Below are 21,682 nucleotides of genomic sequence, written 5' to 3' on the forward strand. Positions count from 1 at the left end.
GGAAACAAAACATTGTTTTAAAAGCTAGATTGAGCTTTCTATCGGAGAGTTTGATCCTGGCTCAGGACGAACGCTGGCGGCGTGCCTAATACATGCAAGTCGAGCGAAGAGATGGGAGCTTGCTCCCTGATCTTAGCGGCGGACGGGTGAGTAACACGTGGGCAACCTGCCCTGCAGACTGGGATAACTCCGGGAAACCGGAGCTAATACCGGGTAATACATCGCACCGCATGGTGCAATGTTGAAAGTTGGCTTTCGAGCTAACACTGCAGGATGGGCCCGCGGCGCATTAGCTAGTTGGTAAGGTAATGGCTTACCAAGGCGACGATGCGTAGCCGACCTGAGAGGGTGATCGGCCACACTGGGACTGAGACACGGCCCAGACTCCTACGGGAGGCAGCAGTAGGGAATCTTCCGCAATGGACGAAAGTCTGACGGAGCAACGCCGCGTGAGTGACGAAGGCCTTCGGGTCGTAAAGCTCTGTTGTTAGGGAAGAACAAGTACCGTTCGAATAGGGCGGTACCTTGACGGTACCTAACCAGAAAGCCACGGCTAACTACGTGCCAGCAGCCGCGGTAATACGTAGGTGGCAAGCGTTGTCCGGAATTATTGGGCGTAAAGCGCGCGCAGGCGGTCTTTTAAGTCTGATGTGAAAGCCCACGGCTCAACCGTGGAGGGTCATTGGAAACTGGAGGACTTGAGTGCAGAAGAGGAGAGTGGAATTCCACGTGTAGCGGTGAAATGCGTAGATATGTGGAGGAACACCAGTGGCGAAGGCGGCTCTCTGGTCTGTAACTGACGCTGAGGCGCGAAAGCGTGGGGAGCAAACAGGATTAGATACCCTGGTAGTCCACGCCGTAAACGATGAGTGCTAGGTGTTGGGGGGTTCCACCCTCAGTGCTGAAGTTAACACATTAAGCACTCCGCCTGGGGAGTACGACCGCAAGGTTGAAACTCAAAGGAATTGACGGGGGCCCGCACAAGCAGTGGAGCATGTGGTTTAATTCGAAGCAACGCGAAGAACCTTACCAGGTCTTGACATCCTCTGACAATCCTGGAGACAGGACGTTCCCCTTCGGGGGACAGAGTGACAGGTGGTGCATGGTTGTCGTCAGCTCGTGTCGTGAGATGTTGGGTTAAGTCCCGCAACGAGCGCAACCCTTGATCTTAGTTGCCAGCATTTAGTTGGGCACTCTAAGGTGACTGCCGGTGACAAACCGGAGGAAGGTGGGGATGACGTCAAATCATCATGCCCCTTATGACCTGGGCTACACACGTGCTACAATGGACGGTACAAAGGGCAGCAACACCGCGAGGTGAAGCGAATCCCATAAAGCCGTTCTCAGTTCGGATTGCAGGCTGCAACTCGCCTGCATGAAGCCGGAATTGCTAGTAATCGCGGATCAGCATGCCGCGGTGAATACGTTCCCGGGCCTTGTACACACCGCCCGTCACACCACGAGAGTTTGTAACACCCGAAGTCGGTGGGGTAACCTTTATGGAGCCAGCCGCCGAAGGTGGGACAAATGATTGGGGTGAAGTCGTAACAAGGTAGCCGTATCGGAAGGTGCGGCTGGATCACCTCCTTTCTATGGAGAATTACGAAGGTAACTTACGTTACCAACCTTACATGAGCGTTTCGTTTAGTTTTGAAAGAATGATTTACTTCTTTCAACTGAAAAGGTAAGTTTTGAAGAAGAGCAAGTCTCTTTTAAGAAACACCTCCGGCTAATGGCTATGTCGGGGTATTTACTTTTCTTTTGTGGGCCTGTAGCTCAGCTGGTTAGAGCGCACGCCTGATAAGCGTGAGGTCGGTGGTTCGAGTCCACTCAGGCCCACCATAAAAGATCCTGGGGCCTTAGCTCAGCTGGGAGAGCGCCTGCCTTGCACGCAGGAGGTCAGCGGTTCGATCCCGCTAGGCTCCACCAACACATCTACTAATGATTAATACTAATCAAGTAGTAGCCTTGTTCCTTGAAAACTAGATAGCACAAACAACGACATCCAATAATTATTTTTTATGCAATAACTTAGTAATAACTGATGCGTTATGGCAGTAATGCCTAACAAATCGAAGGTTAAGCTACTAAGGGCGCACGGTGGATGCCTTGGCACTAGAAGCCTAAGAAGGACGGGACGAACACCGATATGCTTCGGGGAGCTGTAAGTACGCTTTGATCCGGAGATTTCCGAATGGGGGAACCCACCATCTTTAATAGGATGGTATCCATTTCTGAATACATAGGGAATGGAAGGCAGACCCGGGGAACTGAAACATCTCATTACCCGGAGGAAGAGAAAGCAAACGCGATTTCCTGAGTAGCGGCGAGCGAAACGGAATCAGCCCAAACCAGAGGGCTTGCCCTCTGGGGTTGTAGGACGTCTCTTTGGAGTTACAAAGGCACGGATAGACGAAGCGACCTGGAAAGGTCCATCAGAGAAGGTAACAATCCTGTAGTCAAAATCCGATGCCCTCCGAGACGGATCCTGAGTACGGCGGGACACGTGAAACCCCGTCGGAATCCGGGAGGACCATCTCCCAAGGCTAAATACTCTCTAGTGACCGATAGTGAACCAGTACCGTGAGGGAAAGGTGAAAAGCACCCCGGAAGGGGAGTGAAAAAGAACCTGAAACCGTGTGCCTACAACTAGTTGGAGCCCGTTAATGGGTGACAGCGTGCCTTTTGTAGAATGAACCGGCGAGTTACGATCCCGTGCAAGGTTAAGCTGAGAAGGCGGAGCCGCAGCGAAAGCGAGTCTGAATAGGGCGAAATAGTACGTGGTCGTAGACCCGAAACCAGGTGATCTACCCATGTCCAGGGTGAAGTTCAGGTAACACTGAATGGAGGCCCGAACCCACGCATGTTGAAAAATGCGGGGATGAGGTGTGGGTAGCGGTGAAATGCCAATCGAACCTGGAGATAGCTGGTTCTCTCCGAAATAGCTTTAGGGCTAGCCTCGCGGCAAGAATCTTGGAGGTAGAGCACTGATTGGACTAGGGGTCCTTACCGGATTACCGAATCCAGTCAAACTCCGAATGCCAACGATTTATCCGCGGGAGTCAGACTGCGAGTGATAAGATCCGTAGTCGAGAGGGAAACAGCCCAGACCACCAGCTAAGGTCCCAAAGTATACGTTAAGTGGAAAAGGATGTGGCGTTGCTTAGACAACCAGGATGTTGGCTTAGAAGCAGCCATCATTTAAAGAGTGCGTAATAGCTCACTGGTCGAGTGACGCTGCGCCGAAAATGTACCGGGGCTAAACGTATCACCGAAGCTGTGGATTGTCTTACGACAATGGTAGGAGAGCGTTCTAAGGGCTGTGAAGTCAGACCGAAAGGACTGGTGGAGCGCTTAGAAGTGAGAATGCCGGTATGAGTAGCGAAAGACAAGTGAGAATCTTGTCCGTCGAAAGCCCAAGGTTTCCTGAGGAAGGCTCGTCCGCTCAGGGTTAGTCGGGACCTAAGCCGAGGCCGAAAGGCGTAGGCGATGGATAACAGGTTGATATTCCTGTACCACCTCCTTTCCGTTTGAACGACGGGGGGACGCAGAAAGATAGGGAGAGCGCGCTGCTGGAAATGCGCGTCCAAGCGATTAGGCTGGTGAATAGGCAAATCCGTTCACCATGAAGGCTGAGTCGTGATGGCGAGGGAAATTTAGTACCGAAGTCCTTGATTCTACGCTGCCAAGAAAAGCCTCTAGTGAGGAAAAAGGTGCCCGTACCGCAAACCGACACAGGTAGGCGAGGAGAGAATCCTAAGACGATCGGGAGAACTCTCGTTAAGGAACTCGGCAAAATGACCCCGTAACTTCGGGAGAAGGGGTGCTTCCTCGGGTTTATAGCCCAGGGGAGCCGCAGTGAAAAGATCCAAGCGACTGTTTAGCAAAAACACAGGTCTCTGCAAAGCCGTAAGGCGAAGTATAGGGGCTGACACCTGCCCGGTGCTGGAAGGTTAAGAGGAGGGGTTATCCCTTACGGGAGAAGCTCTGAATCGAAGCCCCAGTAAACGGCGGCCGTAACTATAACGGTCCTAAGGTAGCGAAATTCCTTGTCGGGTAAGTTCCGACCCGCACGAAAGGTGCAACGACTTGGATACTGTCTCAACGAGAGACCCGGTGAAATTATAGTACCTGTGAAGATGCAGGTTACCCGCGACAGGACGGAAAGACCCCATGGAGCTTTACTGTAGCCTGATATTGGATTTTGGTACAGCTTGTACAGGATAGGTAGGAGCCATAGAAGTCGGACCGCCAGGTTCGATGGAGGCGTCGGTGGGATACTACCCTGGCTGTACTGACATTCTAACCCAGCACCGTGATCCGGTGCGGAGACAGTGTCAGGTGGGCAGTTTGACTGGGGCGGTCGCCTCCTAAAGTGTAACGGAGGCGCCCAAAGGTTCCCTCAGAATGGTTGGAAATCATTCGCAGAGTGTAAAGGCACAAGGGAGCTTGACTGCGAGACCTACAAGTCGAGCAGGGACGAAAGTCGGGCTTAGTGATCCGGTGGTTCCGCATGGAAGGGCCATCGCTCAACGGATAAAAGCTACCCTGGGGATAACAGGCTTATCTCCCCCAAGAGTCCACATCGACGGGGAGGTTTGGCACCTCGATGTCGGCTCATCGCATCCTGGGGCTGAAGTAGGTCCCAAGGGTTGGGCTGTTCGCCCATTAAAGCGGTACGCGAGCTGGGTTCAGAACGTCGTGAGACAGTTCGGTCCCTATCCGTCGCGGGCGCAGGAAATTTGAGAGGAGCTGTCCTTAGTACGAGAGGACCGGGATGGACACACCGCTGGTGTACCAGTTGTTCCGCCAGGAGCATAGCTGGGTAGCTACGTGTGGAAGGGATAAGTGCTGAAAGCATCTAAGCATGAAGCCCCCCTCGAGATGAGATTTCCCACAGCATGAAGCTGGTAAGATCCCTTAGAGATGATGAGGTAGATAGGTTCGGGGTGGAAGCGTGGCAACACGTGGAGCTGACGAATACTAATCGATCGAGGGCTTAACCTAAAAACGAAAAGCGAAGTAAGCCGTTTAAATCCGACAAGCGTTGGAGGCTTTTGAGTCAGAATCAAAAGGTGAAACGATCGAGGATTTGGCTTACGTAGCTGGACATATTGGAAAGTTGTGCGTGCTATCTAGTTTTCAGGGAACACCTGAATCGTCTAGTGATGATGGCGAAGAGGTCACACCCGTTCCCATGCCGAACACGGAAGTTAAGCTCTTCAGCGCCGATGGTAGTTGGGGGATCTCCCCCTGCAAGAGTAGGACGTCGCTGGGCAACATAAGAGAAGCGAGAGACCCTCAGGTCTCTCGCTTTTTTGTATTCAAAAAGTGTAGTAAGCTCGTAAGAGAAAAAAGCTGCAGGAAAGACAATCAAAGACTTCTTCGAAAGCTTCGTAGGGGTGGGAGAAGCAAGAAATTCGAGGAAGCAAGTGATGTCAGACCGGAGTGGATATTCGAGAGATCCATGAGGATCTGGCATCGCGCAGCTGACGAAGAAGTTCGCCGCTTATCGCGCCCCGTATGAGAACACGGAAGTTAAGCTCGAGCGCCGATGGTAGTTGGAGGATCTCCTCCTGCAAGAGTAGGACGTCGCTGGGCACAAGATGAAAGGCGAGAGACCTGAGGGTTTCTCGCTTTTTTTGTATGGTTTTTACGTTCGCGGAATTAATCTCAAATTCGCGGAATTATCATGGAAAAGCGCGGAATAAATCTGATTTTCGCGGAATTATATAAAATATCGCGGAATTACCATTAATTTCTAAGTTATTCACCTGATTCATTCACCATCCCCGTATTAAAAGTCCTGCATCTCCATAAAACTAAATTAATACTTGAAAATTTAGCGAGTAATATTTCATAAGTAGGATGATGGGAGAAGCGAATTGCTTCTTCTTTTTTTGTTGATCTTGCTGATTGTCAGTTAATCTAACATATTATTTTTAAATGGATTCATATAGAACATAAAAATTGTATGCGTTACCAAAACCTTATATGTTAAGGATTTTAGGTAGAAGGAATGCTTAACTTAAAATAAGACTTCAATATAAAAATAATCTAAACATATTTTTTAACTTACTATTTTATGTATAATATGAATTATCTTAATTTTCGGTTTCTATGTGCGGGAGGAGAACTTTCATTGAAGCTAATGGCGAGAGAACAAGAAAAATTGATGATCGTTGTGGCGGCAGATTTGGCGAGAAGAAGACAGGCTCGAGGCTTAAAGCTAAATTATCCAGAAGCTATTGCGATTATTACATATGAAGTACTTGAAGGGGCGAGAGATGGGAAGAGCGTCGCAGAATTGATGCAGTATGGAAGAACGATTTTAGCAAGAGAAGATGTAATGGAAGGTGTCCCAGAAATGGTCACAGATATTCAGGTAGAAGCTACTTTTCAAGATGGAACAAAATTAGTAACCGTTCACGATCCAATTATATGAAAGGGGTTCTGAGCATTGATTCCAGGTGAATATAAGTTAAGATCTTCTTCTGTTAGTTGTAATGTTGGGAAAGAATCAATCGAAATTGAAGTAACCAATATTGGCGATCGACCAGTGCAAATTGGATCTCATTTTCATTTCTATGAGGTAAATGAAGCTTTAAAGTTTGAACGTGACCTTGCTTTTGGGATGCATTTAAATATTGCTGCAGGTACTGCTGTCCGCTTTGAACCAGGTGACGCTAAAGAAGTCACGCTAGTCGCGTTTTCTGGTGATCGAAAGGTGTTTGGACTAAATAATAAAACAAACGGTTCGTTAGATAGAGAGGTAGATCAATGAGTTTTGAACTTTCAAGAAAAGCCTATTCTGATATGTTTGGTCCGACGGTTGGGGATCAAGTTCGGTTAGCAGATACAGAATTGTTTGTTGAAGTAGAACGAGATGAAACCTCTTATGGTGATGAAGTGAAATTTGGTGGAGGCAAGGTGATTCGCGATGGAATGGGTCAACATCCACTTGCTGCGAGAGGCGAATCTGTAGACCTTGTTGTAACGAATGCGTTGATCATTGATTATACGGGGATCTATAAAGCGGATATCGGTGTGAAGGATGGTCGTATTGCTTCAATTGGAAAGGCAGGTAACCCTTATTTGATGGACAGCATTGATATAGTGATTGGTGCTTCTACAGAGGTTATTGCCGCAGAAGGAATGATCGTAACAGCAGGTGGAATTGATTCTCATATACATTTTATATGTCCACAATTAATCGATACTGCGATCGAGTCTGGAATTACGACGATGCTTGGAGGAGGGACAGGTCCAGCGACTGGGACAAATGCGACAACTTGTACTCCAGGGGAGTGGAACATTCACCGGATGCTTGAGGCAGCAGAAGCTTTCCCTGTTAATCTTGGGTTTTTGGGCAAAGGGAATGCCTCAGGTGAAGAAGCTTTACGCGAACAAATAGAAGCGGGTGCGATAGGCTTGAAGCTTCATGAGGACTGGGGAACGACTGCTGCTTCCATTGACACGGCATTAACCGTGGCGGATGAATATGATATTCAGGTCGCGATTCATACCGATACATTAAATGAGGGTGGTTTTGTAGAAGATACCTTAAACGCAATTGATGGCCGCGTCATTCATACTTACCATACAGAAGGCGCAGGCGGGGGGCATGCCCCGGATATTATTAAGGCCGCTTCTTATGAGCATATCCTTCCATCCTCGACGAATCCTACTAGACCATTTACAACAAATACAATTGCGGAGCATCTTGATATGTTGATGGTTTGCCATCATCTTGATTCTTCCGTACCGGAGGATGTGGCATTCGCTGACTCAAGGATTCGAAAAGAAACCATTGCTGCAGAAGATATTTTGCATGATATGGGTGTTTTCAGCATTATTAGTTCGGATTCACAGGCAATGGGACGAGTTGGAGAAGTGATTTCAAGAACGTGGCAAACGGCGGATAAAATGAAAAAGCAACGTGGGGCATTTCCAAAGGGTTCAGAAAACGATAATGAGCGGGTGAAACGTTATATTTCGAAATACACGATAAATCCGGCCATTGCCCATGGTATATCAGACGAGGTGGGGTCCATAGAAGTAGGGAAACTAGCGGACTTTGTTCTATGGAAACCTGGTTTTTTCGGAGTAAAGCCCGAACAGATCGTTAAAGGTGGGATGATTGCTTGGAGTGTAATGGGGGATCCGAATGCATCGATTCCTACTCCTCAACCAGCTCTCTATAGGCCGATGTTTGGCCGATACGGGAAAGCGAAATTTAGAACCTCGATTACCTTTTTATCACAATCGGCTATTGAAAAAGGTGTTCATAACCAGCTTTCGCTGCAGAAAATCATTCGTCCTGTTCAGAATATTCGTAAGCTAAAAAAGAAAGACATGAAGTACAACGGTGAGACTCCTGATATTCAGGTGGATCCACAAACGTATGAAGTCGTGGTGGATGGTGAGCTAGTTACGTGCGAACCGGCAACGAGCGTACCGCTTGCACAAAGATACTTTTTATTTTGAGGTGGTAAACAGATGATCATTAGTGAGATAAAAGGAAACATTCGTGACGAAAAGGATACGCTACCGCATGTAGAAAGAGTTTATCTTCGAAGTGATGAACTTGTGAAACGAATTCAGCGAGTAAAGACCGATCACGGAAAAGAGCTTGGGATTAAACTTTCTAAGCCGAAAGATTTAGTCGATGGTGATATTCTGTATCGTGCGGATGACAATATGATTATTGTCAGTGTGATGGAAGATGAAGTGATCGTCATTTATCCTAATTCTTTGAAACAAATGGGAGAAGTCGCTCATATGCTAGGCAATCGCCATTTGCCAGCACAATTTGAAGGAGATGAGATGATTGTGCAACATGATTATCTAGTTATTCAGTTGTTAACAGAACTAAATATTTCTCATGTGATTGAAAAACGAAAAATGAAAGAAGCTTTTAAATACATTGGGCATGACTAATGCGCTCTTTCCGATCCTTCAACTAAGTGATTCGCAGTTTCCCTCAGGGGCCTTTTCGCATTCGTTTGGAATAGAAACATATATTACAAATGGCACAATTCATGACTCTTCTTCATTTCAACATGTTCTTGAGCTTTTTCTAATGAATCAGCTAGTTTATACGGATGGACTTGCCTGTCGGTTTGCGTATGAAGCCTTAGAAATGGATGACACGAATCGTCTATGGGAGCTGGATCAATCATTGTATGCGTTGGGGATGGCTAGGGAGACCCGAGAAGGGAACAGAAGAATTGGTAATCGCTTAGTTAAGGTAGTTTCCACCCTTTATCCGAACGCGATATTTAATCAGTATATGGATGCAATGAAGGAGAAAAAGGTGTACGGCCATGGGGCGCTAGTATTTGCGATTGTATGTTATCACCTTGGTATTGATGTTGAAAGTGCGGTTTCATGCTACGGATTTGCAACTGCTTCGTCACTCGTTCAAAACGCGGTTCGAGGCGTCCCGCTTGGTCAAACAGAAGGACAGCAAATTCTTGTTTCAATTCAGCCACTTTTAACAGATTGTGTGAAGCAGATTATGTCTCTTGAAGACAGTGACTTTGGGATAGGCGCTCCTGGCCTTGAAATTGCACAAATGAAGCATGAGGCGATCAATGTTCGTCTATTTATGAGTTAATGAAGAAAGGATGATTGAAAAATGAGTGAACCCATACGAATAGGAATTGGCGGACCAGTTGGTGCTGGCAAAACGCTTTTAGTGGATCGCTTAACAAGAGCAATGAATAACGAATTTAGTATGGCTGTCATCACAAATGATATTTATACGAAAGAAGATGCGATGTTTTTGAATAAGAACGGGATTTTGCCTTCGGACCGCATCATCGGCGTAGAAACAGGAGGATGTCCGCATACGGCGATTCGAGAAGATGCATCGATGAACTTTGCTGCTATTGATGAATTGAATGAACGTCATGAAGATCTTGATCTCATTTTTGTTGAAAGTGGTGGCGATAATCTAGCTGCAACTTTCAGTCCTGAGCTTGTTGATTTTTCGATTTATATTATAGATGTGGCGCAGGGAGAGAAAATCCCCCGTAAAGGCGGTCAGGGGATGATTAAGTCGGATTTGTTTATTATTAATAAAACGGATCTTGCTCCTTATGTTGGCGCCAATCTTGATATCATGCGAGAGGATACGTTGAAATCAAGAGGAGATCGTCCATTTTTCTTTACTAACTTAAAGGATGAAACTGGCGTTAGTGATGTTGTACAGTGGATTAAGGAGCAGGCCTTTTTTGTAGGACTTGAGCAGTGACCTATACAGGTTATCTCAAGTTAGAAGCATCTGATCGATATGGGAAATCCGTGCTTTCGGATGCTTACTATAACGGTGTTTTTAAGATTTCACGCCCTACTTACAATGAGGAAGGACTTCCTCTGTTGCAAATGATCCATGTAGGTGGAGGATATGTAGACGGTGATACGTATTATACGGAAATTCTTGTGAAGGAGAAGGCTAGGTTAGCTGTTACAACGCAGGCTTCCACTAAGGTTTACAAAACACCAAATAAGCAAGTTATACAAAAAGCGTTCTATAAATTAGAAGAGCATAGTGAATTACATATGAAGCTGGATCCGCTCATTGCTTATCGGGATGCTCGCTTTACGCAAGAAACAGAAGTACACATGGATGAAAGTGCTGTTTTCTTTTTGACAGACATTGTAACGCCGGGATGGTCAAAGGATGGCGTCCTCTTTCCTTATGAGTGTGTAACCTCTAAGGTGAAAATCTATCAGAATAAGAATCTCAAAGTATATGATCATTTACGGTTGAAGCCTGAAGAAGATATGAAGAGGTTGCTTCAGTTAGAGGGGAACACCCATATCGGTTCATTGTACTTTATTCATCCGAACGTAACAGGAGAGTGGATAGAGAAGTTAAGAGAGTACCTTGCTTCGTTCGGTGATACTCATTACGGAATATCGTTGTTGCAGGTTCCGGGGTGCTGTTTCCGAATTCTTGCGAAGCGAACGGCACATATTGAGACGGTTTTTGCTGCTATCGAAACGTTTATTCATAACACCATTTACAAGAGGAGTGCGATATCCTGGCGGAAGTAGTGTATACAGGAGGAAAAAATGGACGCTAGTTTATTATCAATTTTAGTTATTGGATTTCTACTTGGAATCAAACATGCTATTGAACCAGATCATGTAATAGCCGTATCGACCATTGCGAGTAAAACGCGTAGTTTGTGGAAATCTTCATTAGCTGGAGTGTATTGGGGGATTGGACATACCACCACGCTTTTCCTAGTAGGAATCCTTCTATTTCTCTTCAATACGACGATAACAGATACATGGGCGATGTTGCTTGAGATGATTGTTGGATTTATGCTCGTATTTCTAGGGATAAAAGCCTTACGTACAAAAACGGAAAGTACAGGATTGAAAGGAAACCATACATACGTACAGTCTGGAGTGATCGGGTTTATCCATGGATTAGCTGGAAGTGCCGCGATGATTTTGTTAACGATGAGTACGGTTGAAACGATGTTTCAAGGAGCTATCTATATACTAGTGTTTGGTGTAGGGACATGTGTTGGTATGCTCGGGTTTACAACCATTCTTGGACTTCCGTTCGTCGCAACGAGGAAGCAGTTAAAGCTCAACCATCGATTAACTCAAGTGACTGGGATTCTCTCAGTCGGGTTTGGATTCTATTATATTTATCGTATTGGTATAACTGATGGATTATTTAGCTTCTTATAAAGTGATTCATAATAAACAGAGACGATCGATATCGCTTATCGATCGTCTCTGTTTTTAGGTTTCATCTGATTCTACGTCTTTAATCTTTAATCGTTTTTTCTCTTCCTTCGATTCAATAAGTCGGTGAAGATGAATTAAGAGTATGCCCCTACTATAACTCGCATCAATCGGTTTTTCACGAACGGGGAATGGTAACTCAACGATGCGTTCGAAGGGACCGTGCTTATATTCTTCCTGAACATTACGATAACCTTTAAGGTTCATCGCTGTTTGGCCTTTTACCTTAAGTGTCCGATAATGGATATACACGTCAACATCATCAATTTTCTTAATGCCAGGAAGATAAACTGTGCAGATGAGTTCGTTTCCAGCTTCATAGAGATTAACAAGAGGTCCATTTGATACGAACATATCCTGAAAATCCGTCCAAAAATCATCTCCCATAAATTTATTCATTTTATTGCGCCAGTCATACATCTGTCCCCAATGGTCTCCCATGAGGTCACCTCCTGGGCTTTTTGCCAGTATATGCACCGAGAAGTGGAATGTTAAAAGAACGTACTGCTGGTTTAAACCCTTTTGAGAAGTGAATGGGAAAGATATAGGGGAAGTTTGGAAAAAATAGTCGAAAATTATTAGTCTAATTCGATAAATATCGCATGCGGTTTCAGGTTTCCTCGTGTTATGCTAGGGAAAGTTCGAGTTTGAACGATAAGGGAAAAGGAGGATGGACATGCTGGATACAGGTCTTGGCATGGTTTTGACCATTTTTGTTATTAATATCTTTTATGTATCGTTTCTCACGATGCGTACGATACTTACACTTAAAGGTCAGCGATACCTTGCAGCTGTTACAGGAACAATTGAGATTGCGATATATGTTGTAGGGCTTGGTCTCGTCCTCGATAATCTAGGGCAAATTCAAAACGTTATTGCATACGCCCTTGGTTTTGGTGTAGGAATTATCGTTGGGATGAAGATTGAAGAATACCTTGCGCTTGGTTATATTACAGTGAATGCCATCACAACAAAGCTTGAAGATGATATTCCCAATAAATTAAGAGATGTCGGTTACGGTGTTACACATTATCTTGCGCACGGGCGTCAGGGAGAACGTCTTGTCATGCAAGTTCTAACATCGCGTAAATCGGAGCGTAAGCTTTATCAGGCTATTGAGGAACTTGATCCTAAAGCCTTCGTTATCTCTTATGAGCCCCGTACCTTCCAGGGTGGATTCTGGGTTAGAAAAATTCGGAGGTAATGTATGGAAAAGAAAGCGAAGAAAAAGAAGTTTGAAGTTAAAGAAAATGAATCACTTTCTGACTGCTTAAAACGAATGGACGATGAAGGATACATGCCCGTAAGACGCCGGGAAGAACCAATCTTTAAAGAAGGTAAGGGTTCTAAAGAACCTGAGCTATGCGGTCAGAAAATTGTTTTTGAAGGAAAGTTAAAGTAAAAACCGAACATTAGACTAAATATAAAACGCATCGTTCGATTTTCGTTGACAGTTGAACGTCGCTCTTGTTACTATGTAAGAGGAGCAAAAAGGATACCTCATATAATCTTGGGAATAAGGCCCATAAGTTTCTACCTGACGACCATGAATCGTCGGACTATGAGGGGGAAAGTCGTGTTTTGCATATGCGCAGAACAGGATGGATGTGTTTTCGCCCGAGGTAGAAGCTTCTTCTAAGTAAATAGAAGAATTCTATCTCGGGCTTTTCTGTTATTTTCACACTATTTAGATTAATTAGCACCTTCATTTAAGGAGGAATAGCATGAACACAAAAGTTGGCGTCATCATGGGGAGCACTTCGGATTGGGATACGATGAAGCATGCCTGTGACATACTAGAGGAGCTTCAAGTGCCATTTGAGAAAAAAGTTGTTTCGGCTCATAGAACGCCGGAATTGATGTTTGAATATGCAGAATCAGCAAGAGAACGCGGTTTGAACGTCATTATTGCGGGAGCAGGTGGTGCCGCTCATTTACCAGGGATGGTCGCTGCTAAAACGACACTGCCAGTCATCGGCGTACCTGTACAATCGCGGACGTTAAATGGATTAGATTCGCTTCTATCAATCGTGCAAATGCCAGGTGGCGTGCCTGTTGCGACAGTTGCGATTGGAAAAGCGGGAGCGAAAAATGCAGGACTACTTGCTGCGCAAATACTAAGTACAGCTGATGAAACGATCGAGAAGAAGCTTAACGACTATCGAAATCTGATGAAAGAAACAGTACTCGAAAGTAGTGACAGCTTATGAGGAAAACCATTTTACCCGGTAGCACAATTGGGATTCTAGGCGGTGGACAATTAGGAAGAATGATGGCGTTAAAGGCAAGAGAGATGGGCTATCAAATCGCCGTTCTCGAACCGAAAAAAGATTCTCCCTGTGGCCAGGTGTCTGATCATGAAGTGGTTAGTGGATATGATGATTTGGATGGCGCTCGTAAGCTAGCTGATTTAAGTGATGTGATCACTTATGAATTTGAAAATATTACACACGATACTGCAAAGTGGTTGGAAGAAAATGCGTATATGCCTCAGGGTGGAGAATTGCTTCGCGTAACGCAGGATCGCTATGTTGAGAAGACAGCGATTCAGAAGTCGGGACTTCAAGTAGCACCTTTTGAAGCAGTCGATTCTCATCAAGATCTCAAGGGTGCGCTCGAGAAGATCGGTCTCCCTTCAGTCCTTAAAACACGTACTGGTGGTTACGATGGAAAAGGCCAGTGGGTTTTAAAAACAGAAAATGATGTTGAAGCTCTCTCTTTTCCTAATGTACCTTGCATTCTGGAGAGTTGGGTACCGTTTCAAAAAGAATTGTCAGTGATTGTGACACGCAGCGTAACTGGGGAAACAACGACGTTCCCTGTAGGTGAGAACGTTCATGTGAACAACATTCTTCATCAAACCATCGTTCCAGCTCGAGTAGACGAAGCGGTCATAACGAAAGCGGATGAGGTCGGAAAGAAGATTGCAAATACCCTACAGCTTGTCGGTACACTTGCAGTTGAGCTGTTTCTTAAAGATAATGAGATTTATGTAAATGAGCTTGCACCACGACCACATAATTCTGGCCATTATACGATGGAGGCATGTGAGACTTCGCAATTTGAACAGCATATTCGAGCAATATGTGGACTACCACTTGGAAGCACTGAACTTCTAAAGCCGGTTGTCATGGGAAATTTGCTCGGTCAGCACATCACACCGCTAATGGACAGTATAGAAGAGCTCGGTGATGCAAAGCTTCATTTATATGGGAAAGACGAAGCAAAGCCTAATCGGAAGATGGGACACATTAACTTTCTTGCACCTTCAACAGAAGAAGCAATTAAGCGAATGAACTTATGGAAGTTATGGCAGTAAAGACAAGAGACCAGGAGGACTTACAATGATTGAACGTTATACCCGCCCCGAGATGGGAGCCATTTGGACAGAAGAAAACCGCTATAACGCGTGGCTTGAAGTCGAGATCCTAGCATGCGAAGCGTGGGCAGAACTTGGCATTATCCCAAAAGAAGATGTACAAAAGATCCGTGAAAATGCCGGGTTCAATGTCGATCGCATTCACGAAATTGAAGAGGAAACGCGCCATGATGTTGTGGCATTCACAAGAGCGGTATCTGAAACGCTTGGAGAAGAACGGAAATGGGTTCACTACGGTTTAACATCAACGGATGTCGTTGATACAGCACTGTCTTATCAGTTGAATCAAGCGAACGACCTTCTGATTAAAGACATTGAGAAGTTCATTGAAGTCCTAAAGGCTAAAGCGCAGGAACATAAATACACGGTCATGATGGGAAGAACGCACGGTGTTCACGCAGAACCAACAACATTTGGTCTGAAATTGGCGCTATGGTATGAAGAAATGAAGCGTAACCTTGAACGATTCAAAACAGCTTCAGATAACGTTCGTTTCGGCAAACTATCTGGTGCAGTTGGAACATATGCCAACATCGATCCATTTATCGAGCAGTATGTTTGTGAAAAACTTGGCTTACAACCAGCACCGATTTCAACCCAAACACTTCAGCGCGATCGTCATGCTCATTACATGTCGGCTCTAGCACTTGTGGCAACATCCATTGAAAAGTTTGCTGTTGAAATTCGTGGTCTACAAAAGAGCGAAACGCGTGAAGTAGAGGAGTTTTTCGCAAAAGGACAAAAAGGGTCATCAGCTATGCCGCATAAGCGTAACCCGATAGGTTCTGAAAACATGACTGGCATGGCGCGTGTGATTCGTGGCTATATGACGACAGCTTACGAGAACGTTGCTCTTTGGCACGAACGTGATATTTCTCACTCATCAGCAGAACGCGTCATTCTTCCGGATGCAACGATTGCGCTCAACTATATGCTGAATCGTTTTGCAGGAATTGTTTCGAAACTAACGGTCTTCCCTGAGAACATGAAGCGCAACATGACAAGAACATACGGCTTGATTTATAGCCAGCGCGTTCTTCTTTCTCTTATTGATAAAGGGATGGCACGTGAAGCTGCCTATGATCTTGTTCAACCAAAAGCAATGGATGCTTGGGAAAGAGGCATTCAATTTAGAGAGCTTGTTGAAGCTGACCCTAAGATTACAGATCAGCTGAGTGAAGCAGAAATTGAAGATTGCTTTGACTACAATTACCACCTAAAGCCGGTGGATATGATTTTTGAACGTCTCGGACTTTAATTAAGCATCGGAGGGGATCACCATGGAAAAGCAAACATTGTTGTACGAAGGAAAAGCGAAGAGAATTTATGCAACGGATGAAGCGGAGGTTGTCTGGGTCGAGTATAAAGACTCAGCAACCGCTTATAACGGGGAGAAGAAAGCAACAATTACAGGCAAAGGTCGCCTGAACAATGAAATTACAAGCCTGCTCTTTGATTATTTAAAAAGTGCTGGAATCAAAAGTCATTTTATTGAAAAGCTTTCTTCTACTGAACAGCTTGTGAAACGCGTTTCGATCATTCCACTCGAAGTGGTTGTTCGAAACATCGCAGCTGGGAGCTTTTCCAAACGCACGGGTGTGGAAGAAGGGAAGTTACTAAAACAGCCGATCGTTGAATTTTATTACAAGAATGATGACCTTGGTGATCCTCTTCTTACGCTTGATCATGTGTTAGAACTTGAACTTGCAACAGAAGAAACTGTTCAAGAATTAAAAGAACGCGCGTTAAAGATCAATACGCTATTACGCGAATACTTCCTTGAGCGTGACGTAAAGCTCGTTGATTTTAAATTAGAGTTTGGTGTAACACCGGAAGGCAAGATTATGTTGGCGGATGAAATCTCTCCAGATACTTGCCGCTTATGGGATAGTAAAACGAATGAGAAACTAGATAAAGACGTGTTTCGAAGAGATATTGGAAATTTGACAGAAGCGTACGAACAAATTTTAACTCGCCTGGGGGGCTCCGAATCATGTACAAAGTAAAAGTCTATGTAACGTTAAAAGAAAGTGTTCTAGATCCACAAGGAAGTGCCGTAAAGAATTCATTGCACAGTCTTTCGTATCATGAAGTGGAAGACGTACGGATCGGGAAATACATGGAACTCACAGTGAAAGATACGGAAAACCTGGATCAGCGAATTAAAGAAATTTGCGAAAAGCTTCTTGCGAATACGGTTATTGAAGACTACACCTACGAAATCGAGGAGGGAGTCGCACAGTGAAATTTGCGGTGATTGTGTTCCCGGGTTCTAACTGCGATGTGGATATGTATCACGCCATCAAAGATGAGCTTGGAGAAGAAGCGGTTTATGTCCGGTACGATGAGCAAAATCTAGCAAACTATGATGCGATCCTTCTCCCAGGCGGTTTCTCTTACGGAGATTACCTTCGAAGTGGTGCCATTGCACGCTTTGCACCGATTATGACTGAGGTCGTGAAGGCAGCTGAAGCAGGGAAGCCAATTCTGGGTGTTTGTAATGGATTCCAAATTCTCTTGGAAGCAGGTCTGTTACCAGGAGCGATGAAACGAAATAAGAACTTGAAGTTTATGTGCCGACCGGTTACACTTCGCGTTCAAAACAATGAAACAATGTTCACTTCAACTTATGAAAAAGAAGAAGAAATAACGATTCCAATCGCACATGGTGAAGGTAACTACTATTGCGACGAAACAACACTTACTATGCTGAAGAATGAAAACCGTATTGCCTTCACATACGCGGATAATCCGAACGGATCAGTGGAAGATATAGCTGGAATCGTAAACGAAAAGGGCAATGTCCTCGGGATGATGCCTCACCCTGAACGAGCTGTAGATGAGCTTTTAGGAAGTGCAGATGGATTAAATCTATTTAAATCGATACTACGTAACTGGAGGGAATCCCATGTCACACATGCATGAACCAACACCTGAGATGATTAAAGACCAAAAGCTCTATAGTCAGATGGGTTTAACAGATGACGAGTTCGGTATGGTGGAAGCGATTCTCGGCCGTACACCGAACTATACGGAGACGGGGCTATTTTCTGTTATGTGGTCGGAGCACTGTAGCTACAAGAATTCAAAGCCAGTGTTAAAAAAATTCCCTGTTACGGGTGAGCGTGTTCTTCAAGGTCCTGGTGAAGGAGCCGGAATCGTTGATATAGGTGATGAACAGGCGGTGGTATTTAAGATTGAAAGCCATAACCACCCGTCAGCTATCGAGCCGTATCAAGGTGCTGCAACAGGAGTTGGCGGCATTATCCGTGATGTCTTTTCGATGGGGGCACGTCCTATTGCCCTTCTTAACTCACTTCGTTTCGGAGAGCTGAGCAATCCAAAAGTGAAGTATCTTTTTGAGGAAGTTGTAGCCGGAATTGCAGGATACGGAAATTGCATTGGTATTCCAACAGTTGGTGGGGAAGTTCAGTTTGATTCTTCTTACGATGGAAATCCTCTTGTAAATGCGATGTGTGTTGGCTTAATTGATCATAAAGACATTCAGAAAGGGATCGCATCAGGAGCTGGGAACACGGTCATGTACGTTGGCGCGAGCACGGGACGTGACGGGATCCACGGCGCAACCTTCGCATCTGAAGAATTGACAGATGCTTCTGACGAAAAGCGTCCTGCCGTTCAAGTTGGTGATCCATTCATGGAAAAGCTTCTGCTTGAAGCATGCATTGAACTTGTTCACTGCGAGTCACTTGTCGGTATTCAAGATATGGGAGCAGCTGGACTAACGTCTTCAGCTTCCGAAATGGCGAGTAAGGCAGGCATGGGACTTGAAATGAATCTTGATGAAGTGCCACAGCGTGAAAAAGGAATGACGCCATACGAAATGATGCTTTCTGAATCTCAGGAGCGTATGCTCGTTGTTGTGAAAAAAGGTCATGAAGATGAAATTAAAGCTATAACAGATCGCTGGGGTCTTTTAGCGAAAGAGGTTGGTGTAGTAACGGAAGATAAGCGATTCCGTCTCCTTCATAAAGGAGAAGTCGTTGCGGACGTTCCTGTCGATGCATTAGCAGAGGAAGCACCTGTTTATCACAAACCATCTCGTATCCCAGAATATTATATTGAAAATCAGCAGCTTCATAAGCCAATTCCAAATGTGGAAGACGCGAAGGAAATGCTCTATACCTTGTTAAGTCAGCCGACAATTTCAAGTAAGGAATGGGTTTTTGATCAGTACGACTATATGGTGCGAACAAATACAGTTGTGGCACCTGGGTCAGATGCGGCTGTTGTTCGAGTGCGTGGAACGAACAAAGGGTTAGCGATGACGACGGACTGTAATTCCCGTTATTTATATCTTGATCCTGAAGTAGGCGGTCAAATTGCAGTTGCAGAAGCAGCGCGTAACATTGTCTGCTCGGGTGGCGAGCCACTAGCGATTACAGATTGCTTAAACTTCGGTAACCCAGAGAAGCCAGAGATCTTCTGGCAAATTGAGAAAGCGACAGACGGAATGAGTGAAGCGTGTCGTATGCTGAACTCACCAGTTATTGGTGGGAATGTCTCACTTTATAATGAAACAAACGGCATCGCTGTTTATCCAACACCGGTTGTTGGAATGGTTGGCCTTGTCCACGATCTAGATCATGTGACAACACAAGCCTTTAAAGAAGAAGGAAACTTAATATATTTGCTAGGTGAAACGGGAGAAGATTTTGGCGGTAGTGAGCTTCAAAAGTATCTTGATGGTAAGATCTCAGGTCAAGCTCCTACACTTAATCTTGAAATTGAAAAAGAACGTCAAAACCAACTTCTAACAGCGATTCAAGATGGACTTGTTGAATCAGCTCACGACCTCGCAGAAGGTGGCCTTAGTGTTGCACTTGCGGAATCGCTCATTGGAACAGAATTTGGTGCGAATGTACGGATTGACGGAGATACGACAACAGATCTTTTCAGTGAAACACAATCTCGTTTTCTTGTAACCATCAAGGGGGAACATCAGCAGGCATTTGAGCAGCGTACAGGAGCGAAGCTGATCGGTGAAGTAACCGGTACTGGCGTATTAACGATTATGCACGAAGATGAAACACATATCTTCGATGCTCCGGTTCAAGAGCTTGAAGCAGCCTGGAAAGGAGCTATTCCATGTTTGGTGAAATCAAAGGCTTAAATGAAGAGTGTGGCGTATTTGGTATCTGGGGTCACCCTGATGCTGCTTCGCTAACGTATTACGGACTGCATAGTTTACAGCATCGTGGCCAGGAGGGAGCGGGCATTGTCACAACTGACGGTGATCGCCTCTATAATCATAAAGGACTTGGATTAGTGAATGATGTGTTTGGACCTGGTGATCTTGATCAGCTTGAAGGTAATGGAGCCATTGGTCACGTGAGATATTCGACAGCGGGTGGAGGCGGGTATGAGAATGTTCAACCTCTTGTTTTCCGCTCTCAGAACGGTGGCCTTGCGCTTGCGCATAACGGAAACCTTGTAAATGCGAATGCTCTTAAGCATCAGCTTGAAGGACAAGGAAGCATTTTTCAGACGACATCAGACACAGAGGTATTGGCTCATCTTATTAAACGAAGCGGCTACTTGAGTCAGCGTGAAAAGGTTAAGAATGCTCTTACAATGGTGAAGGGTGCTTATGCCTTTATTATGATGACAGAGAAAGAAATGATGGTGGCGCTAGATCCACATGGCTTAAGACCACTATCACTTGGTATTTTAGAAGGGGCTTACGTTGTTGCTTCAGAAACGTGTGCGTTTGATTTAATCGGTGCGGAATATATTCGTGACGTACAGCCTGGTGAGCTTTTGATTATTAGTGAGAACGGACTTGAATCAGAGAGGTTCTCGTCTTCAATCTCACGTGCGATTTGCTCAATGGAATACATTTATTTCTCTAGACCGGATAGTAACATTGAGAATATTAACGTTCACACAGCACGTAAAAAGCTTGGTAAGCAACTCGCTAAAGAAGCCCCGATTGAGGCAGATATTGTAACCGGAGTGCCGGACTCAAGTATTTCAGCAGCAATTGGCTATGCGGAAGAATCTGGTATTCCATATGAAATGGGATTAATTAAAAACCGCTATGTTGGCAGAACCTTTATTCAACCTTCTCAAGAGTTGAGAGAACGTGGTGTGAAAATGAAGCTTTCGCCTGTTCGAGGAGTTGTTGAAGGTAAGCGTGTTGTTATTGTCGATGATTCGATTGTACGTGGTACAACTAGCAGACGAATTGTGACGATGCTTCGAGAAGCGGGGGCAAAAGAAGTTCACGTTCGAATCAGTGCGCCACCGATTATTAGCCCATGCTACTACGGCATTGATACATCCAATTCGGGTGAATTAATAGCGGCGAAGATGAGTGTAGATGAGATGTGTGAAGAAATTGGAGCCGATTCTCTGACGTTCCTGACAACGGATGGGATGACCACAGCGATTGGAAGAGAAGAAGACGGCTCATCGTGCGGTCAATGCCTTGGCTGCTTTACAGGAAATTATCCGACTGAAATTTATCCTGATACCGTACATCCTTACGAAAAAGTCTAACTGAAGGAG

Annotated in this window: 19 protein-coding genes, 2 tRNA genes, 3 rRNA genes and 1 riboswitch; of the genes, 23 read left to right on the plus strand and 1 reads right to left on the minus strand. The window is 45.1% G+C overall.

Annotation, left to right across the window (positions count from 1 at the left end):
- Positions 1-38 precede the first annotated feature (38 nt).
- The 13 genes from AC0VYJ_RS01800 to AC0VYJ_RS01860 all read left to right on the plus strand — a co-directional run bounded on the left by AC0VYJ_RS01800 (position 39) and on the right by AC0VYJ_RS01860 (position 11,715).
- Positions 39-1,590 (plus strand): 16S ribosomal RNA (locus AC0VYJ_RS01800).
- 175 nt (positions 1,591-1,765) lie between these two features.
- A tRNA-Ile gene (locus AC0VYJ_RS01805) sits at positions 1,766-1,842 on the plus strand.
- An 11-nt stretch (positions 1,843-1,853) separates the two neighbouring features.
- A tRNA-Ala gene (locus AC0VYJ_RS01810) sits at positions 1,854-1,929 on the plus strand.
- 148 nt (positions 1,930-2,077) lie between these two features.
- Positions 2,078-5,007, plus strand: a 23S ribosomal RNA gene (locus AC0VYJ_RS01815).
- A gap of 154 nt (positions 5,008-5,161) precedes the next feature.
- Positions 5,162-5,278, plus strand: a 5S ribosomal RNA gene (rrf, locus tag AC0VYJ_RS01820).
- Together the 16S, 23S and 5S rRNA genes with 2 tRNA genes alongside form the textbook arrangement of a ribosomal RNA operon.
- An 864-nt stretch (positions 5,279-6,142) precedes the next feature.
- The gene (locus tag AC0VYJ_RS01825) at positions 6,143-6,445 is read left to right on the plus strand and encodes an urease subunit gamma (protein WP_475366375.1); all 303 of its coding nucleotides are present in this window, start codon (positions 6,143-6,145) and stop codon (positions 6,443-6,445) included.
- A 15-nt stretch (positions 6,446-6,460) separates the two neighbouring features.
- Positions 6,461-6,784 (plus strand): urease subunit beta, encoded by a 324-nt coding sequence (locus AC0VYJ_RS01830; protein ID WP_430242440.1) that lies wholly within the window; start codon positions 6,461-6,463, stop codon positions 6,782-6,784.
- A complete protein-coding gene (gene ureC / locus AC0VYJ_RS01835) occupies positions 6,781-8,487 on the plus strand; it encodes an urease subunit alpha (RefSeq protein WP_475366376.1) in 1,707 nt (568 codons plus the stop codon). The genes AC0VYJ_RS01830 and ureC overlap by 4 nt, the downstream gene beginning before the upstream one ends.
- Before the next feature lie 12 nt (positions 8,488-8,499).
- Entirely contained in the window at positions 8,500-8,940 is a 441-nt protein-coding gene (locus AC0VYJ_RS01840) for an urease accessory protein UreE (protein WP_194222450.1), read from the plus strand.
- Entirely contained in the window at positions 8,933-9,619 is a 687-nt protein-coding gene (locus AC0VYJ_RS01845; protein ID WP_475367441.1) for an urease accessory protein UreF, read from the plus strand. The genes AC0VYJ_RS01840 and AC0VYJ_RS01845 overlap by 8 nt, the downstream gene beginning before the upstream one ends.
- 21 nt (positions 9,620-9,640) lie before the next feature.
- A complete protein-coding gene (gene ureG, locus AC0VYJ_RS01850; protein ID WP_194222448.1) occupies positions 9,641-10,258 on the plus strand; it encodes an urease accessory protein UreG in 618 nt (205 codons plus the stop codon).
- Positions 10,255-11,064 carry an urease accessory protein UreD gene (locus AC0VYJ_RS01855; protein WP_475366377.1) on the plus strand — a complete coding sequence of 270 codons (810 nt, stop codon included), beginning with the start codon at positions 10,255-10,257 and terminating at the stop codon, positions 11,062-11,064. The genes ureG and AC0VYJ_RS01855 overlap by 4 nt, the downstream gene beginning before the upstream one ends.
- A gap of 18 nt (positions 11,065-11,082) precedes the next feature.
- On the plus strand, positions 11,083-11,715 hold the full coding sequence (locus AC0VYJ_RS01860) for a HoxN/HupN/NixA family nickel/cobalt transporter (protein ID WP_475366378.1): 633 nt from the start codon (positions 11,083-11,085) through the stop codon (positions 11,713-11,715).
- A gap of 54 nt (positions 11,716-11,769) precedes the next feature.
- On the opposite strand, the gene AC0VYJ_RS01865 is transcribed toward AC0VYJ_RS01860, so the two are convergent.
- The gene (locus tag AC0VYJ_RS01865) at positions 11,770-12,213 is read right to left on the minus strand and encodes an Hsp20/alpha crystallin family protein (protein ID WP_194222445.1); all 444 of its coding nucleotides are present in this window, start codon (positions 12,211-12,213) and stop codon (positions 11,770-11,772) included.
- 235 nt (positions 12,214-12,448) lie between these two features.
- On the opposite strand from AC0VYJ_RS01865, the gene AC0VYJ_RS01870 reads away from it, so the two are divergent.
- From AC0VYJ_RS01870 to purF, 10 genes are all read left to right on the plus strand, one after another.
- Positions 12,449-12,976 carry a DUF2179 domain-containing protein gene (locus AC0VYJ_RS01870; RefSeq protein ID WP_194222444.1) on the plus strand — a complete coding sequence of 176 codons (528 nt, stop codon included), beginning with the start codon at positions 12,449-12,451 and terminating at the stop codon, positions 12,974-12,976.
- Positions 12,977-12,979: 3 nt separating this feature from the next.
- Complete coding sequence (locus tag AC0VYJ_RS01875; RefSeq protein WP_475366379.1) at positions 12,980-13,174, plus strand: NETI motif-containing protein; 195 nt, start codon at positions 12,980-12,982, stop codon at positions 13,172-13,174.
- A 78-nt stretch (positions 13,175-13,252) separates the two neighbouring features.
- Positions 13,253-13,354: riboswitch (purine riboswitch) on the plus strand.
- Positions 13,355-13,496: 142 nt separating this feature from the next.
- The gene (gene purE, locus AC0VYJ_RS01880) at positions 13,497-13,982 is read left to right on the plus strand and encodes a 5-(carboxyamino)imidazole ribonucleotide mutase (protein WP_475366380.1); all 486 of its coding nucleotides are present in this window, start codon (positions 13,497-13,499) and stop codon (positions 13,980-13,982) included.
- Entirely contained in the window at positions 13,979-15,091 is a 1,113-nt protein-coding gene (gene purK / locus AC0VYJ_RS01885) for a 5-(carboxyamino)imidazole ribonucleotide synthase (protein WP_475366381.1), read from the plus strand. Before purE ends, purK begins: the two co-directional genes overlap by 4 nt.
- A 25-nt stretch (positions 15,092-15,116) precedes the next feature.
- Positions 15,117-16,409, plus strand: coding sequence for an adenylosuccinate lyase (gene purB, locus AC0VYJ_RS01890; protein WP_194222440.1), 1,293 nt, complete (start codon positions 15,117-15,119; stop codon positions 16,407-16,409).
- A 22-nt stretch (positions 16,410-16,431) separates the two neighbouring features.
- Positions 16,432-17,157 (plus strand): phosphoribosylaminoimidazolesuccinocarboxamide synthase, encoded by a 726-nt coding sequence (purC, locus tag AC0VYJ_RS01895; protein WP_475366382.1) that lies wholly within the window; start codon positions 16,432-16,434, stop codon positions 17,155-17,157.
- Entirely contained in the window at positions 17,145-17,396 is a 252-nt protein-coding gene (purS, locus tag AC0VYJ_RS01900) for a phosphoribosylformylglycinamidine synthase subunit PurS (RefSeq protein WP_098446125.1), read from the plus strand. The genes purC and purS overlap by 13 nt, the downstream gene beginning before the upstream one ends.
- Entirely contained in the window at positions 17,393-18,076 is a 684-nt protein-coding gene (purQ, locus tag AC0VYJ_RS01905) for a phosphoribosylformylglycinamidine synthase subunit PurQ (protein ID WP_303533656.1), read from the plus strand. The genes purS and purQ overlap by 4 nt, the downstream gene beginning before the upstream one ends.
- Positions 18,060-20,285, plus strand: a complete 2,226-nt coding sequence (gene purL, locus AC0VYJ_RS01910) for a phosphoribosylformylglycinamidine synthase subunit PurL (protein ID WP_475366383.1) — start codon at positions 18,060-18,062, stop codon at positions 20,283-20,285. Before purQ ends, purL begins: the two co-directional genes overlap by 17 nt.
- Positions 20,261-21,673: an amidophosphoribosyltransferase gene (purF, locus tag AC0VYJ_RS01915; RefSeq protein WP_475366384.1), complete on the plus strand. Its 1,413-nt coding sequence runs from the start codon at positions 20,261-20,263 to the stop codon at positions 21,671-21,673. The genes purL and purF overlap by 25 nt, the downstream gene beginning before the upstream one ends.
- The last annotated feature ends 9 nt before the right edge of the window (positions 21,674-21,682 follow it).

The sequence above is a fragment of the Anaerobacillus sp. 63XJN7_5_ISO-PGPR-S23-430 genome (assembly GCF_056173695.1).

Bases quoted from the DNA above. Each gene is read 5' to 3' on its own strand.
- purB (WP_194222440.1), top strand. From the start codon at position 15,117: ATGATTGAACGTTATACCCGCCCCGAGATGGGAGCCATTTGGACAGAA.
- purE (WP_475366380.1), top strand. From the start codon at position 13,497: ATGAACACAAAAGTTGGCGTCATCATGGGGAGCACTTCGGATTGGGAT.
- purF (WP_475366384.1), top strand. From the start codon at position 20,261: ATGTTTGGTGAAATCAAAGGCTTAAATGAAGAGTGTGGCGTATTTGGT.
- purS (WP_098446125.1), top strand. From the start codon at position 17,145: ATGTACAAAGTAAAAGTCTATGTAACGTTAAAAGAAAGTGTTCTAGAT.
- AC0VYJ_RS01865 (WP_194222445.1), bottom strand. From the start codon at position 12,213: ATGGGAGACCATTGGGGACAGATGTATGACTGGCGCAATAAAATGAAT.
- AC0VYJ_RS01845 (WP_475367441.1), top strand. From the start codon at position 8,933: ATGACTAATGCGCTCTTTCCGATCCTTCAACTAAGTGATTCGCAGTTT.
- purL (WP_475366383.1), top strand. From the start codon at position 18,060: ATGTCACACATGCATGAACCAACACCTGAGATGATTAAAGACCAAAAG.
- ureG (WP_194222448.1), top strand. From the start codon at position 9,641: ATGAGTGAACCCATACGAATAGGAATTGGCGGACCAGTTGGTGCTGGC.
- AC0VYJ_RS01870 (WP_194222444.1), top strand. From the start codon at position 12,449: ATGCTGGATACAGGTCTTGGCATGGTTTTGACCATTTTTGTTATTAAT.
- AC0VYJ_RS01840 (WP_194222450.1), top strand. From the start codon at position 8,500: ATGATCATTAGTGAGATAAAAGGAAACATTCGTGACGAAAAGGATACG.
- purC (WP_475366382.1), top strand. From the start codon at position 16,432: ATGGAAAAGCAAACATTGTTGTACGAAGGAAAAGCGAAGAGAATTTAT.
- AC0VYJ_RS01860 (WP_475366378.1), top strand. From the start codon at position 11,083: ATGGACGCTAGTTTATTATCAATTTTAGTTATTGGATTTCTACTTGGA.
- AC0VYJ_RS01875 (WP_475366379.1), top strand. From the start codon at position 12,980: ATGGAAAAGAAAGCGAAGAAAAAGAAGTTTGAAGTTAAAGAAAATGAA.
- ureC (WP_475366376.1), top strand. From the start codon at position 6,781: ATGAGTTTTGAACTTTCAAGAAAAGCCTATTCTGATATGTTTGGTCCG.
- purK (WP_475366381.1), top strand. From the start codon at position 13,979: ATGAGGAAAACCATTTTACCCGGTAGCACAATTGGGATTCTAGGCGGT.